Source organism: Mesorhizobium sp. M0060, assembly GCF_040323155.1.
Classification (GTDB): Bacteria; Pseudomonadota; Alphaproteobacteria; order Rhizobiales; family Rhizobiaceae; genus Mesorhizobium.
Map to the genome: position 1 here is coordinate 156,301 of NZ_JAMYUP010000002.1, position 14,836 is coordinate 171,136.

Here is a 14,836-nt window from a genome sequence, read left to right on the forward strand (position 1 = left end):
ATCATCATCGCGTCGTTCCTTTCTGTGTTCCGGTCTGCCATCGGTGGGAACGATTCCAGATGTTCCCATTATGTTCTCGATATATGGTATCGGCAATGGAAAAGCGCAAGCAGGCGCCCGAGCGGGCGCCTGCAGATCCGTTTTACGGTTGTCGCCGAAAGAACGGGCCACAGGCGGCGCGGCCATGCCGAGGCGCGCAGACCCGTGATAAATCGTTCAGGTGCCTGGCAGCGCCGCTTTGGTCATCGCGCTCTCCCAGCCTTCGCCCACCGAAATCACGCAGCTTTGACCCTTTGTGTCGCTAGCGAGGATGGTCCATGTGCCATTGTCGGAAACGAAGACTTCAAGCACCACATTCGGATTGACGACGCCGACTGCGCTCGGGTTTTCATGAAACTTCTCGCCGAGCGCCTTGACCATATCGGCGCGTGCCGCGCATTGCTCGGCAGCCATTGCCGGGATGGCGGAAAGCGCCGCCGTTGCCGCGCAAGCGATAGTCGCCATGCGACGTGTCATCTGACACCTCCTTTGCGCCTGACGATATCCCCCGGAGCCGTCACCAGCGCCGTTGGTTTGGTCTGCCAGCGCCTCCTCGCTGCAGGATCACAACTTAAGAGAATTGCTGCCTTCTTGGTTCCATCACATTAACGTTCAAACGAAAAGGCCCGGGTCCGTGCCCAGGCCTCGTTCAGCGTTTGCGATCAGGATCAGTTCATCGTCGGGATGACGAACTCGGCACCGTCCTTCACACCGGACGGCCAGCGCGACGTCACCGTCTTGGTCTTGGTGTAGAAGCGGAACGCGTCCGGCCCGTGCTGGTTGAGGTCGCCGAATGAGGACGCCTTCCAGCCGCCAAACGTATAGTAGGCGATCGGCACCGGGATCGGCACGTTGATACCGACCATGCCGACCTGGACTCGCGAGGCGAAGTCGCGCGCGGCATCGCCGTCGCGGGTGAAGATGGCGACGCCATTGCCCATTTCGTGCTCGTTGGCGAGCTTGATGGCGTTCTCGTAGGTCGGCGCGCGCACCACCGAGAGCACCGGCCCAAAGATCTCTTCCTTGTAAATGCGCATGTCGGCGGTCACGTTGTCGAACAGGCAGCCGCCCATATAGTAGCCGTTCTCGTAGCCCTGCATCGAGAAGCCGCGGCCGTCAACCACCAGCCTGGCACCTTCCTTGACTCCGATATCGACATAACCCTTGACCCGCTCCAGCGCCTGTGCCGTGACCAGCGGGCCAAAATCGGCGGAAGAGTCGGTCGACGGACCGACCTTCAAACTCTCGACGCGCGGCACCAGCTTTTCCATCAGTCGGTTGGCGGTGTCGTTGCCGACCGGGACGGCCACCGAGATCGCCATGCAGCGCTCGCCGGCCGAGCCGTAGCCGGCGCCGATCAGCGCGTCGACGGTCTGGTCCATGTCGGCATCGGGCATGATGATCATGTGGTTCTTGGCGCCGCCGAAGCACTGCACGCGCTTGCCGGCCGCGCAGCCGCGCGAATAGATGTACTGGGCGATCGGTGTCGAGCCGACGAAACCGATCGCCTTGATGTCGGGATCGTCGAGGATGGCGTCGACCACATCCTTGTCGCCATTGACGACATTGAGGATGCCGGCAGGCAGGCCGGCCTCGATGAACAGTTCGGCAATCCGCATCGGCACGCCCGGATCGCGCTCCGACGGCTTCAGGATGAAGGCATTGCCGCAGGCGATGGCCGGCGCGATCTTCCACAGCGGGATCATCGCCGGAAAATTGAACGGCGTGATGCCGGCGACGACGCCGAGCGGCTGGCGCATCGAATAGACGTCGATGCCGGGGCCGGCGCCATCGGTGAACTCGCCCTTCATCATATGCGGCGCACCGATGCAGACCTCGACCACTTCGAGGCCACGCTGGATGTCGCCCTTGGCGTCGGCGATGGTCTTGCCGTGTTCGCGCGCCAATATCTCGGCCAGCGCATCATACTCCTTGGCGACCAGCTCGAGGAACCTCATCAAGATGCGCACGCGCCGCTGCGGGTTGGTCGCCGCCCAGCCGAGCTGTGCCGCCTTGGCGTTTTCGACCGCCGCGCGCAATTCCGCCTGCGAAGCCAACGCCACCGTGCCACGCACTGTGCCGTCCATCGGCTGCATGATGTTTTGCTTGCGGCCGCTGGTCCCAGCGACGCGCTTGCCGCCAATGAAATGACCGTATTCGATCATGATTTCTCTCCCTGGTTCGTGATGAGGCATTGTCCGCCTTTGCGTGAGCGATGGCAACGCGAGCGAAAACGCAACCGTTGTGCGGAAAATAGACATCGGTTTATATCTGTGCATTAAATCACGCAAATGATAGGGATATGCCGGTACAGCTTGGATTGTTTAAGTTGAGCTCCTTCGCGCCCCCCTCTGTCCTGCCGGACATCTCCCATGAACTGGGATGACGCCCGCATCTTCCTTGCCGTGGCGCGCGCCGGCCAGATCCTCGGCGCCGCCAGACGGTTGGAGCTCAACCACGCGACCGTGTCGCGCCGCATCGCCGCCCTCGAAGATGCGCTCAGGACAAAACTGTTTCGCCGGCTTACCACCGGCAGCGAGCTGACGCCGGCAGGCGAGCGTTTCCTCGAAATCGCCGAACGCATGGAGGGCGACATGATCGCGGCGCGCTCGACCGTGGCAGGCGAAGGCGACGACGTCTCGGGCACCGTGCGGATCGGTGCGCCGGATGGCTTCGGTGTGGCCTTCCTGGCCAGGCGCCTCGGCGCGCTGACCGCTCTGCACCGTGAGCTCACCATCCAGCTGGTGCCGGTGCCGCGCTCCTTCTCTTTGTCCCGGCGTGAGGCCGACATTGCCATCACCGTCGAGCGGCCGACGGAAGGCCGCTTGGTAGCGGGAAAGCTGGTCGACTACACGCTCGGCCTGTTCTCGTCCCGGGCCTATGCCGACACGCATGGGCTGCCCGGAACCGCCGCCGCGCTAGGCCAGCACACGCTGATTGGCTACGTCCCGGATCTGATCGTCAGTCCCTCGCTTGACTACGCGGCCGAATTCAGCGCCGACTGGCGCACCAGCTTCGCCATTTCCTCCGCGCTCGGTCAGGCCGAAGCGGTGCGTTCCGGCGCCGGCATCGGCATCCTGCACACCTTCGTTGCCCGCTCGATGCCGGAGCTGGTGCCTCTCGATATCGTCGCACCCATCCGCCGCGCTTACTGGTTGGTCTATCATGAATCGGTCAGGCCGCTGCGCCGCGTCCAGATCGTCGCGAGCTTCATCACCAAGGCCGTTGAACGGGACCGGGAATTGTTCGTGTGACGCCGTGTCGGCTGCTGGGCCGACCTTACTTAGCGTATCGTTCCGGCCCGAGATTGCTGATGTTGATGTCAGGCACCCGGCTGGAGATGATGTCGGCCAGAACCTTGGCCGAGCCGCAGGCCATGGTCCAGCCGAGTGTGCCGTGGCCGGTGTTGAGATAGAGGTTGGAGAAATCGGTGCGGCCGATCAGCGGCGGCCCGTCCGGCGTCATCGGCCGCAGCCCGCACCAGAAGGTCGCCGACCGCATGTCGCCGCTGCCCGGGAAAAGGTCGCCGACCGAATGTTCGAGCGTATGGCGCCGCGATTCGTGCAGCCGCATGTCGAAGCCGGAAATCTCCGCCGTACCGCCGACCCGGATACGATCGCCGAGCCGGGTGATCGCCACTTTGTAGCTCTCGTCCATCACCGTCGATACAGGTGCGGCGGTGGCGTCCTTGACCGGCAGGGTGATCGAATAGCCCTTGACCGGGTAAACCGGGATGGGCCGCTTCAGCATGCGCATGAACCGCGCCGAATAGCTGCCCATCGCCATCACATAGGCATCCGCGACCATCCAGCCCTTGCTGGTGCTGATGTTGGTGATGCGATCGCGCTTCTTGACGACACGCCGTATCTCTGTGTCGTATTCGAAGGTGACGCCGCGTGCCACGCAAAGCTCGGCAAGCCTGTCGGTGAACATCTTGCAGTCGCCGGTTTCATCGCCGGGCAACCGCAGGCCACCGACGATTTTTTCGCGCACGCCAGCCAGCGCGGGCTCGGCCGCAATGCAGCCGTCGGGGTCGAGTATCTCGTAGGGGACGCCATAGGTCTTCAGCACCTCGACATCGCCGCCGACGCCATCGAGCTGCTTTTGCGTTCGGAAAAGCTGCAGCGTGCCCTTGGCGCGCTCGTCATAGGCGATGCCGGCGGCCTCGCGCAGCGCCTTCAGCGCGTCGCGGCTGTACTCGGCCAGCGGCACCATGCGCGCCTTGTTCAGCGCATAGCGCTGCGTCGTGCAATTGCGCAGCATCTTGACCAGCCATATCCACATATGCGGATCGAGCGCCGGCCGTACCACCAGCGGACCGTGCTTCATCAAAAGCCATTTGATGGCCTTCAGCGGAACGCCAGGCCCGGCCCAGGGCGAGGCATAGCCGGGCGAGATCTCGCCGGCATTGGCAAAGCTGGTTTCCAGCGCCGGGCCTTTCTGGCGATCGATCACCGTCACCTGATGGCCGGCCTCGGCAAGAAAGTAGGCGGTGGTAACCCCGATCACGCCGCCGCCCAGCACGAAGATCTTCATCGCTTGGTTCTCCGCAAAGACGTCTCGTCAGGGTTCGAGACCGGGGTTATTGCCGCCTTCTGTCTGCCGGATTTTAGTGCCCCAGCCAAGTGCCCGATGCTTGTTGGGAAACGACACGCATAAAGAGCAAGCAGCTTGCGTCTCTATCCATTCACATAGCGCCGATGGAAGCGGTGGCCGAGGCTGGTCAGGACCTCATAGCCGATGGTGCCGGCATGGCCGGCTACCTGGTCCACCGTCTGCGATGACGGCCCGATCAGTTCAACGAGGTCGCCGGCCTCCAGCCTGCCGGGCGGCAGTGCGGAAATGTCGAGGATGATCGAATCCATCGAAACCCGGCCGACGAAGGGCAGCCGCACATTTTCGAACCAGGCGGCGGAGGCGGCGCGTCGATGCCAGCCATCGCCATAGCCGAGCGAAATCGTCGCCGCGACAAGCGGAGTTTTGGCGCGGAAAGTGTGACCGTAGCCGACACCGGCGCCGGCCTCCAGCATCCGCGTCTGGATGACCTTGGCCTGCAATCGCACCACCGGCAGCATCGGGTTTTCCTTCGCCGGCGTCGGATTGATGCCATAGAGAGCGGCACCGGGACGAGCGAGATCGTAGTGATAGCGCTGTCCGAGAAAAATGCCTGATGAGTTGGCAAGCGAAGCCGGCGCCTCCGGCAGCATCCTGCGCAGCCGTTCGAATTCCAGCCGCTGCTGCTCGTTGGCCGGTTGCTCGGGTTCGTCGGCGCAGGCGAGATGGCTCATCACGAAGGTCAGTTCGACACCGTCGAAAGCCTGCGGATCCTGCGCGACAGCTTTCACCTCGGACGGTGTCATGCCGAGCCGCGACATGCCGCTGTCGACCTGGATGGCGGCCGGCAATTTACGGCCCACACGCGCCGCCGCCTCACGCCATGCCGCGACCTGGCTGATGCTGTTGACGACGGTGCAAAGCCCCGCCGCAACCGCCTCCCTTTCGGCGCCCGGCGGAATGCCGTTCAGCACGTAGATGGCCGGGCTTGAGCCGAGCGCCTTGCGCAGCAAGATGCCTCCGGTCAAATGCGCGACAAAGAACATGGCGCAGCCTTCAGCCATCAGTGCCGCGGCCACCGGCGCCGCGCCAATCCCGTAACCGTCGGCCTTGACCACTCCTGCACAGCTGACGCCGGCCAGCCGCGCCTTCAGCCGCCGGTAATTCTCACGGACGGCGCCGAGATCGATGGTCAGGATCGCCCCCGCCGCCGCTTCGCTGATCAGCTCACTCGGGGCGCCGGTCTGCGGAAGAGAGACGGTCTGCGGAAGAGATTTGCTGGAGATATCGTTCATGCCGACCTGTTTTAGCGGAAGGCCGGCGGCTACGCCACCAGATGCTGGAACGCTGCCACCACGCCTTCATAGACCTTGCGCTTGAACGGCACGATCAGGCCGGGCAATTCCAGCATCGGCCGCCACGCCCACCGGTCGAACTCGGCCTTGTGGCCACCCGGCGGCGGATTGATCTCGATCTCGCTTTCGTCACCGTGGAAGCGGAAGGCAAACCATTTCTGCGTCTGGCCGCGATATCGTCCCTTGAAGGCGATGCCGACCAGATGGGCCGGCAGGTCGTACTTGATCCAGTGCGGCGCCTCGGCCAGCAGCGACACCGAGCGCATGCCGGTCTCTTCGTAGAGTTCGCGCTCCGCGGCAGGCAGCGGCTCCTCGTCATCGTCGATGCCGCCCTGTGGCATCTGCCAGAGCTGCGTCGTTCCAGCGAATTCGCTGTCCGGCTCGGCAATGCGATGACCAACCCAGACCAGGCCGGCGCCATTGAGGACCATCACTCCTACACAGGGCCGGTAAGGCAGTGTTTCCGGGTCAACGAGCTTGTTCTTTGCCATGTCAGCCTTTTTCCGGGTCTATGGCGACCGCCGAAATCGGCACGATCTCGATGCCGCGCTTCTTGGCCTCGGTCACCCAGGACGACACGGTATCGACCGTCAGGTCGAAGGCCGAGCCGACGCCGACGGCAAACCCTTTCGCTCGCGCCGTCGCTTCCAGCCCATCCAGTTTCTTCAATATGGCGCCGCGGTCCTGCACCGCGTCGATCGCCGTGTCGCCGCCAACGAACGGCACGCCGTCCTTCAGCGCCAATTCGGGTGCCAGGCTGCGCGCCGACGAACCGTCGTCGACATAAGCAAGACCACGCTTGCCAAGCTCGGCCATCAACGGCCCCATCGCCGTCGCGTCGGCCGAAAAGCGGGCGCCCATATAGTTCATGACGCCGGTGTAGTTGGTCGTTCGCGACAGCACCCAGCGTAAATTCTTCAAATTCTCGTCCGGCGCCGCTGCCACGGTCAGCGTGTTGCGGCCGGGATTGACGTTCGGATAATCGAACGGCTCGAGCGGCACCTGCATGATGATCTCATGGCCGCTCTGCCGCGCCGCCTGCATCCAGCGGCCGATACTGTTGCCATGCGGCGCGAAGGCCAGCGTGACCTCCGCCGGCAGCTTGGAGATGGCTGCCTGCGTGCCGGTCTGGGACACTGCAAGCCCGCCGATAACGAGCGCCACGCGTGCACCGCGTGCGCCGGACCACGGCCGCGCATAGACGTCGAACGGGCGCCGGCCGTCGTCGGCGCGGATCGGCAGCGGACCGGTCTCGCTGGCCTCGATCAGCGCCTTGTCGGGAATGTGCGCGATCCTGAGGTTCTGGCCGATTGTCGAAGGGTCGCTGATGACGATGGCCTTGGGTGGACCGTCACCCTCCTCGGTCTGTACATGGATGATCTGCGGACCGCCCGTCTTCTGTTCGCCCGTCTTCTGTTCGCTTGTCTTCTGCCCGCCTGTCTTCTGTTCGCTTGCGTTGCTTGGCGCTTCCATTTCGGGCGTCGCCTTGGCCGGCGCCGCGGCGGTATCCGCCGCTGCCGGCATCTTCGGCGTCGAAACGGCGGCTTCTTGCAGCTTCCGAAACGGCTTGTCGCGCAAGGCGATCGCGCCGGAAACGCCGACCACGGCCAGCACGACAAGCGCGGCCACGACCGCACCGGCGCTGATCCCGCTGCCTGCGCGCGGCGGCCGGATCGCCTGTCCGAGAGGTCGTTCTATGTCCTTGCCGATATCAGCCAAGCCCCGCACCCCCGGCGCGCGTCTCCGAAAGAAACCTTTTCCGAAGGCGCAAATCCAAATATCGGCCCGCCCCATTTCATCGAGGTGCGCAGCATCCCGGCCGCGGCCCCGAATCAAACTGCCGGAGCCTCGCGGCCCCGGCAGCATCGCATCGCTTCGCTCAGGCAGCCAGACCTGTTTGGCCCCGGCTTGCCCGCCCTTACTGGTTCAACACGGCCTTTTGCGGATTCGGCGGGAACGCCGGATCGGTCTTCTGGCCGCGCAGCAGCTGCTCGGCATAGATGAGCTGCAAATCGTCCTTCGGCTCCGGCGGCACATAGGCGGCTGAGCCCGAACCGGTCGTGCCTTCGTCGGCGCCCTTGATATGGCCCTTGAGGTCCGATTCGCCGCGCGTCAGATCCCTGCCCTGCAGTTCCGCCGGCAGTGGCTGGTCGACCTTGATGTCGGGCGTGATGCCCTTGCCCTGGATCGACTTGCCGGACGGCGTGTAATAGAGCGCCGTCGTCAACCGCAGCGCCCCGTTCTCGCCGAGCGGGATGATGGTCTGCACCGAACCTTTGCCGAAGGACTGCGTGCCGACCACCGTGGCGCGGCGCAGATCCTGCAGCGCACCGGCGACGATTTCCGATGCACTGGCCGAGCCGCCATTGACGAGCACGATCAGCGGCTTGCCGCCGATGTCGTCGCCGGACCGCGCGTCGAAGCGGGTGACGTCCTTCGGATCGCGGCCGCGCGTCGAGACGATCTCGCCACGGTCGAGGAAGGCATCCGACACGCTCACCGCCTGGTCGAGCAAACCGCCTGGGTTGAGACGCAGATCGAGCACGTAACCCTTGAGCTTGTCGTTCGGCACCTGCTTCTTGATGGTGTCGATGGCATTCTCGAGGTCGTCATAGGTCTTTTCGGTAAAGGAGGTGATCTTCATGTAGCCGATGTCGTTCTCGACCCGGAACTTGACCGCCTTCACCTTGATGATGTCGCGCACGACCGTCAGTTCGATCGGCTTGTCGGCGCCCTGGCGCAGGATTGTGAGCTTGATCGGCGTGTTGACCAGCCCGCGCATCTTCTCGACGGCGTCGTTGAGGGTCAGGCCGCGAACCTCCTCGCCGTCAATCTTGGCGATATAGTCGCCGGCGAGCACACCAGCCTTGGCGGCAGGCGTATCGTCGATCGGCGTGATCACCTTGACCAGGTCGTTCTCCATGGTGACCTCGATGCCGAGGCCGCCGAATTCGCCCTTGGTCTGCACGCGCATGTCCTGCGCTTCTTCGGCATTCATGTAGGAGGAGTGCGGGTCGAGCGAGGACAGCATGCCGTTAATGGCATTTTCGACCAGCGATTTGTCGTCGGGCGGCGTCACATAATTCGCCCGCACCCGTTCGAAGATGTCGCCGAAGATCGCCAATTGCTTGTAGGTCTCGGAGCCCGCAGCCTTCGCCGTCGAGCCGGGCGCGCCATAGACCAGGCTCATCGCCGATGCACCCATCAGCGCACCGGCAAACAGAAGCGACAGTTTCCGCATCATTCACGTCCTTCCAGAAAAACGGTCCGCCCACCATGGGGCCGGATCGACGGGTTTTCCATCCTTGCGGAACTCGACATAGAGCTCCGGTGTGGCATTTCCATTCTTCGATGCCGAGGTGCTCGCCACCCGGGCCTCTCCCATCGCGCCGACCGGTTCTCCTGCGAGCACCGACTGGCCAGACGCGACGCTGATTCTGCTCATCCCCGCCAGGACGACATGATAGCCGTCACCCGCATTCAGGATCAAGAGTTGACCGTAAGAGCGGAAAGGCCCCGCATAAAGCACATTTCCATCCGCCGGCGCTGTGACGATGGCTCCCGATTGTGTCGCAACCATGTCACCGAGCATCACCGCGCCGTTACCGTCGTCGGCACCGAAGCGCCGCTTGATCCTGCCGGTGACCGGCAGCGCGATCTGCCCTTGAAGCGCGGAAAACGGTGCGGCAGCGGTGAGCCTGTTGCTCTCCGGCACCGGCAGCGAGGCCAATTCCGTCGGCGCCGCCGGGCCCGATGCCGGGCCCTTGTCGGCGTCCGCCGTTTTTTGCTCGGCTGCCTTGGCCGCATCCGCCGCCTTGCGGGCCCTGTCGGCCTCCAGCGATGCGATCAGCTCTTTCAGGCTGCCGGCCTTGGCCGCCAGCGTCGCGGACCGCTGCTTTTCGGCGGCCAACGCGGTTTCCGTATCGGCGGCGAGCTTCTGCTTGGCTTCGAGTAGCATGCTGAGCCGCTTTTTTTCCGCCGCCTGTTCGCCGACCGCTGACGTCAGCCGCGCCCGCTCGGCCTCGATCGAGGCCGTCACCCGCGACTGCTCTTTGAGATCGGCCAGCAATATGTCAGTCTGCTGTCGCAGTTCCGGCACCACGGCACCGAGCAGGATGGCGCTGCGCACCGACGACAATGCATCCTCGGGCTTGACCAGGATCGCAGGCGGCGGATTGAGCCCCATGCGCTGCAGCGCGCCGAGCACTTCGGCCAGAACGTTGCGTCTAGCGGCCAGTGAGGCGCGGATCTTCTGCTCCTCGGCCTTCAGCCCTTCCAGCTTGCCGCCGATATCCTCGATGTCTTGGCCGAGCTTCTGCTCGGTCATCGCCGACTGGATCAGCGCCGCCGTGATCGAGGCGTGGTCCTTCTTGACCGCCGCTATGTCGGCGGCGAGCTTGGCCAGCCGATCGGACGACAGCGTGATCTCTTTCGACACCTTTTCGTATTCGGCGCGGCTCTGGTCCGGGTCGGGCGCCAGGTCGAGCGTGTTCTCGGCCCGCGCGACCCCGAGCGAAAGCACGATCGCCGCGACGGCGATGCCGTAGCGCGCGCGCCAAGAGCCCGTTCGTGATTTCCAGTCTTCAGACATTGAAGCCCAACTCTATGCGCGGCTTCGTTAACGAACCATCAACCATGTTCGAGCCCCGGCCGCCATCCGCAAACCTCTGTGAGCATTGGGGCAAAAATCCGGGCGGCTGGCGTCAATTCGCTGATCGAGCCGGCTTCATGAACGATGGTAGGGATGGCCGGAAAGGATTGTGGCCGCCCTGTAAAGCTGCTCGCCCAGCATCACGCGGACCAGCTGATGCGGCCAGGTCAGCGCGCCGAGCGACACCGTCAGATCAGCCAGGTCGCGCAGCGACTGGTCATGGCCGTCGGCGCCGCCAATGGCAATCACCAGCGCCTTGCGCCCGCCATCGCGCAGGAAGCTTATGCGGCCGGCGAAATCCTCGGAGGAAAGGTTCTTGCCGCGCTCATCCAGCAGCATCAGCGCCGTGCCGGGCTGCAAGTGCGTCTGCAGCTTCTGGCCTTCCTCGCGCCGGCGCTCATTGGCCGTCTGCGCCCGGCCTTCGGCAATCTCGGCGATCCCGGCGAATTCGAGGCCTACAGCAGGGCCGCTTTTGGCGAAGCGCTCGAAATAGCGATCGGCCAACTGCTTCTCGGGGCCGGCTTTCATTCGGCCCACGGCATGAACGGTAATCTTCATCCCTGTCTCGAAGAGCCGCTGATGCATGTCGGACAACGACATGCATCAAGACAAATACGGCTCAGTGGAGGGTGTCTTCCTCGAGATCCGGCGCCTGCCACATCTTTTCGAGATTGTAGAAGTCGCGGACCTCGGGACGGAAGACATGGACGATGATGTCGCCCGAATCGATCAGGACCCAGTCGGCGCCAGCCAGCCCCTCGACGCGCGCAGTGCCGAGCCCGGCATCCTTCAGCGCCTTGAGGAGATGATCGGCGACAGCCGAGACATGACGGTGCGATCGGCCCGACGCGACGACCATGTAGTCGCCGAGGCTCGATTTTCCCTGAATGTCGATTGAGACGATATTTTCGGCCTTGGAGTCTTCCAGACTGGCAAGGACTGTCTTGATGGCGCGGGACACGGCGTCGTTTACGCTGATCCCGGCCGGCGAAGGCACGATGTCGGCCTTCTTCCGCAGTGCTGTTCTCAGTGTATTTCCTTTCGCAGCAAGAACAACCAAATCACCCCTAAAATCAGGTGACACTGCTTAGATAGGCAGAGTTGCGTTGCAGTTTCAAGACGGCGCTCGCAAACCGACATCTCGTAACGGCCGAATGTCGTGCCGCATTGCGGCTTTTCCAGGCGAGAAATCGGAACCGCCTCGCCCCGCAGCGGTTATCGGCTCATCCATGAACCGGAATCCCCGACATGCCGATCGATCCCCAGAACGCCCTCCTCACCGTGCAATCCGGCCTTGCGCAACTAAGTACGCTGATCGTCTCCTACTCGCTTTCGGCGGTCGGCGCCGTCATCCTGCTGGTCATCGGCTACATCGTCGCCGGCCTCGCCGAGCGTTCGATCTATGCCGGCCTCGGCCATATCAGCGGCTTCGACGAAACGCTCCGCCATTTCTTCTCGCAGGTCGTCCGCTACGCCATTCTGGGGCTTGTCGTGATCATGGTTCTCGGCCAGTTCGGCGTGCAGACGGCTTCGATCATTGCCGCCATCGGTGCCGCCGGCCTGGCCATCGGCCTGGCGCTGCAAGGCACGCTGCAGAACATTGCCGCCGGCATCATGCTCCTGGCGCTGCGGCCGTTCCGCATCGGCGAATATGTCGAGGTCGGCGCCATATCCGGCACCGTCGAGGAGATCGGGCTATTCGCTACCACGCTGAGGACGGTCGAAGGCGTCTACGTGCTTGCGCCCAACTCGACCCTATGGAACCAGCCGGTCCGCAACTTCACCCGCAACGGTGTGCGTCGCGGCGACATCACGCTCAGCATCGGCTCGTGGAACGACATCGATTTCGCGCAAAAGACCATGCTCGGCGTCGCCGCCGCCGAAAGGCGCGTCAGGCGGCAGCCGGCGCCGATCGCCTTTGTCGCGACTGTCGGCGACAGCAACGTCGCCATCACCTTACGCTACTGGACGGCGGCTGCCGATTTCTTCGCCGCCCAGATCGACCTCACCAAAGGGGTCAAGCAGGCCTTCGATGCCGAAGGTCTTTCAATTCCGGCGCCGGCGCCGCAAGCGCCGCAGCCGGAGGCCTCAGCCACGCAGCAATAGAGCGTTGCAGCCAGCTGGCAGGATGCCCCTCAAAGCTCTCCGCGCCCGCGCTGATCTTCGGGCGCGAAGGCGAGATCGACAGGCAACGGCGCCTGCGCCGTCATCGGCGCGAAACTGCCGGTCTCGGTGGCGGGCACGGGCCGCACCATGACGACGCGCCAGAGAACGAACAGGCAATAGGCGGCGGCAATGACGATCGCCACATAAATGAAGGTCTGCGTGCCGTAGATGGCGGAAAGCCCGGTCACAATGCCGGGCACGACGAAGCCGGACAACGACCAGGCAAACAAAAGCGAGCTCGACAGCGCCACCATATCGTCCTTGCCGGCGCGGTCGCCGGCATGGGCGCTGGCCAGCGAATAGATCGATTCCGAGGCGCCGTCCCAGACCACGTAGATGACGAGCAGCGCCGCCAGCGCGCCGCCGTCGAAACCCAAGGCAAACAGGCCTGCCGCTGCGGCAAGTGCCGACGCTGCGATCAGCACAAAGCGCCGGTCGGTGCGGTCGGAAATCCAGCCGAGCGGAATCTGCAGGATCAGCGTGCCGACCGGCATCGCCGAAAGCAGCAATGCGACGTCGGCCTGGCTGTAGCCCTTGGCCGTGGCATGGATTGGCACAAAACCCGAAATCGTCATCGACAGGCCGCCGACGGCAAGCATGCCGGCAACGCCGACCGGCGAAATCCGCCAGGCCCGGCCGAGCGCCACGGACGCTGCTTGCGGCGACGGTGGCTGCGCAAGCCGCGTCAGCCCGACGGGGAGGATCGACAGCGCGGTGAAGACGATGCCGATCAGCGGCGCGTCGGCCGCGCGGATATCGACCAACGCCAGCGTCGAATAGCCGACGCCGAGGCCGGCGACATAGGCAACGTAGAAGGTAGCCATGACCCGGCCGCGGATGGCGTTGTCGATGACATCGTTCAGCCAGCTCTGCGCGACGATGAATAGTCCGCAAATGGCAAAGCCGTAGAGCGCCCGTGCAGCGATCCACGGCAATGGATGCGGCCCGGCGCCTACGGCGGCGTTGGATAGCACGATCAGCGCCGACAGCACCATGAATGCGCGGGCATGACCGACGCGCCGCACCAGCGGCCCGGTCAGGATACAGCCGGCAAGGCCGCCGGCCGAAAGACCGGTGACGATCAGCCCCGCCCATGTCGGATCGAAGCCCTCGGCGCCGAGCCGGACTGGGATATAGGCGAACATCAGCCCATTGCCGACGGCGATCAGCGCCATCGACAAAAGGATGCTGGCAATGGCGATCGACGGCGCCGGCTGCCCTAGACCGTTCTTGTCCTGGTCGCGCTCGAGAATCGTCATGACCGAGGATCGCCCATCAAGCAGGTCAAGGCAGCCGCAAAAGCGACATCACCGGGACTTGCCTTCCGCGCCGGTTCAGCCCTTTGCCACCTTGCGGATCGCGCTCGACGACAGCGACGAACGCGGGCCGTGGATGAAGGTCCAGGCCGGCGCCGTCATGCGGGCGAGCCGCGGTGCGTCGCCTTCGTCGACGCGGGCATAGTCGAAGGTTTTGGCGACCACCGACGACAGGAACGACAGCGTCGCGCCTGGCCGGTCGACCACCGCGATCGGGAACGTCATCACGATGCGGCGCCAGCGCTGCCAGCGGTGGAAGTCGCGAAGCGAGTCGGCGCCCATGATCCAGACAAAATCGACGCCGGGGTTACGCGCCTTGACCAGCGCCAGCGTGTCGGCGGTGAAGCGGACGCGGTGGGCCGCCTCGAAGGCGGTGACCTTGATCTTCGGGTTCTTGGCGATCTTTTCGGATAGCTGCAGCCGCTCGGCCAGCGGCGCCAGGTCTCCGGCATTCTTGAGCGGATTGCCGGGCGTCACCATCCACCACAACTGGTCGAGCGCAAGGCGTCTGAGCGCGATCTCGGCGACCAGCGCGTGGCCGGCATGCGGCGGGTTGAATGAACCACCGAACAGCCCGACCGCCACGCCTTTCCCGGCATGCGGCATGTGCAGATAGTGGGAGGATACGGATTCCTTACCCTCCCCCTTGTGGGGAGGGTCGATCCGCGAAGCGGAGCGGGGTGGGGGTGTTGCAGAGTTCAGCGTCGCGGGGCCCCCCCCCCCCGCCGGGGGGGCCCCCCCCCCCCCCCCCGGGG

14 protein-coding genes are annotated in these 14,836 nt (G+C 64.4%); 2 read left to right on the plus strand and 12 right to left on the minus strand.

The window, feature by feature from the left end:
* Window positions 1-216: 216 nt before the first annotated feature.
* Entirely contained in the window at window positions 217-516 is a 300-nt protein-coding gene (locus NKJ94_RS03060; protein WP_352522911.1) for a hypothetical protein, read from the minus strand.
* 191 nt (window positions 517-707) lie between these two features.
* Window positions 708-2,204, minus strand: a complete 1,497-nt coding sequence (locus tag NKJ94_RS03065; RefSeq protein WP_352522912.1) for a CoA-acylating methylmalonate-semialdehyde dehydrogenase — start codon at window positions 2,202-2,204, stop codon at window positions 708-710.
* Between the two features lie 207 nt (window positions 2,205-2,411).
* Between NKJ94_RS03065 and NKJ94_RS03070 the strand changes: the two genes are divergently transcribed.
* Entirely contained in the window at window positions 2,412-3,293 is an 882-nt protein-coding gene (locus NKJ94_RS03070; RefSeq protein WP_352522913.1) for a LysR family transcriptional regulator, read from the plus strand.
* A 25-nt stretch (window positions 3,294-3,318) separates the two neighbouring features.
* On the opposite strand, the gene NKJ94_RS03075 is transcribed toward NKJ94_RS03070, so the two are convergent.
* From NKJ94_RS03075 to rsfS, 8 genes are all read right to left on the minus strand, one after another.
* Entirely contained in the window at window positions 3,319-4,575 is a 1,257-nt protein-coding gene (locus NKJ94_RS03075; RefSeq protein WP_352522914.1) for a D-amino acid dehydrogenase, read from the minus strand.
* A 143-nt stretch (window positions 4,576-4,718) separates the two neighbouring features.
* Window positions 4,719-5,888: an alanine racemase gene (alr, locus tag NKJ94_RS03080; protein WP_352522915.1), complete on the minus strand. Its 1,170-nt coding sequence runs from the start codon at window positions 5,886-5,888 to the stop codon at window positions 4,719-4,721.
* Between the two features lie 29 nt (window positions 5,889-5,917).
* The gene (locus tag NKJ94_RS03085) at window positions 5,918-6,439 is read right to left on the minus strand and encodes an RNA pyrophosphohydrolase (protein ID WP_352522916.1); all 522 of its coding nucleotides are present in this window, start codon (window positions 6,437-6,439) and stop codon (window positions 5,918-5,920) included.
* A 1-nt stretch (window position 6,440) separates the two neighbouring features.
* Window positions 6,441-7,667, minus strand: a complete 1,227-nt coding sequence (locus tag NKJ94_RS03090) for a divergent polysaccharide deacetylase family protein (protein WP_352522917.1) — start codon at window positions 7,665-7,667, stop codon at window positions 6,441-6,443.
* Between the two features lie 199 nt (window positions 7,668-7,866).
* Window positions 7,867-9,192, minus strand: a complete 1,326-nt coding sequence (locus NKJ94_RS03095; RefSeq protein WP_352522918.1) for a S41 family peptidase — start codon at window positions 9,190-9,192, stop codon at window positions 7,867-7,869.
* Window positions 9,193-10,539 (minus strand): murein hydrolase activator EnvC family protein, encoded by a 1,347-nt coding sequence (locus NKJ94_RS03100; protein WP_352522919.1) that lies wholly within the window; start codon window positions 10,537-10,539, stop codon window positions 9,193-9,195.
* A gap of 135 nt (window positions 10,540-10,674) precedes the next feature.
* Window positions 10,675-11,157, minus strand: a complete 483-nt coding sequence (gene rlmH, locus NKJ94_RS03105) for a 23S rRNA (pseudouridine(1915)-N(3))-methyltransferase RlmH (RefSeq protein ID WP_352522920.1) — start codon at window positions 11,155-11,157, stop codon at window positions 10,675-10,677.
* Between the two features lie 61 nt (window positions 11,158-11,218).
* The gene (rsfS, locus tag NKJ94_RS03110; protein WP_352522921.1) at window positions 11,219-11,596 is read right to left on the minus strand and encodes a ribosome silencing factor; all 378 of its coding nucleotides are present in this window, start codon (window positions 11,594-11,596) and stop codon (window positions 11,219-11,221) included.
* Between the two features lie 251 nt (window positions 11,597-11,847).
* Here rsfS and NKJ94_RS03115 point away from each other — a divergent pair, with 251 nt between their 5' ends.
* Window positions 11,848-12,705 (plus strand): mechanosensitive ion channel family protein, encoded by an 858-nt coding sequence (locus NKJ94_RS03115; RefSeq protein ID WP_352522922.1) that lies wholly within the window; start codon window positions 11,848-11,850, stop codon window positions 12,703-12,705.
* A 29-nt stretch (window positions 12,706-12,734) separates the two neighbouring features.
* Here the strand turns inward: NKJ94_RS03115 and NKJ94_RS03120 are convergent, their stop codons facing one another.
* Together NKJ94_RS03120 and NKJ94_RS03125 are read right to left on the minus strand one after the other, a co-directional pair.
* Window positions 12,735-14,024, minus strand: coding sequence for an MFS transporter (locus NKJ94_RS03120; RefSeq protein WP_352522923.1), 1,290 nt, complete (start codon window positions 14,022-14,024; stop codon window positions 12,735-12,737).
* A 75-nt stretch (window positions 14,025-14,099) separates the two neighbouring features.
* Window positions 14,100-14,687, minus strand: coding sequence for a nicotinate-nucleotide adenylyltransferase (locus tag NKJ94_RS03125; protein ID WP_031212055.1), 588 nt, complete (start codon window positions 14,685-14,687; stop codon window positions 14,100-14,102).
* Window positions 14,688-14,836: the final 149 nt, after the last annotated feature.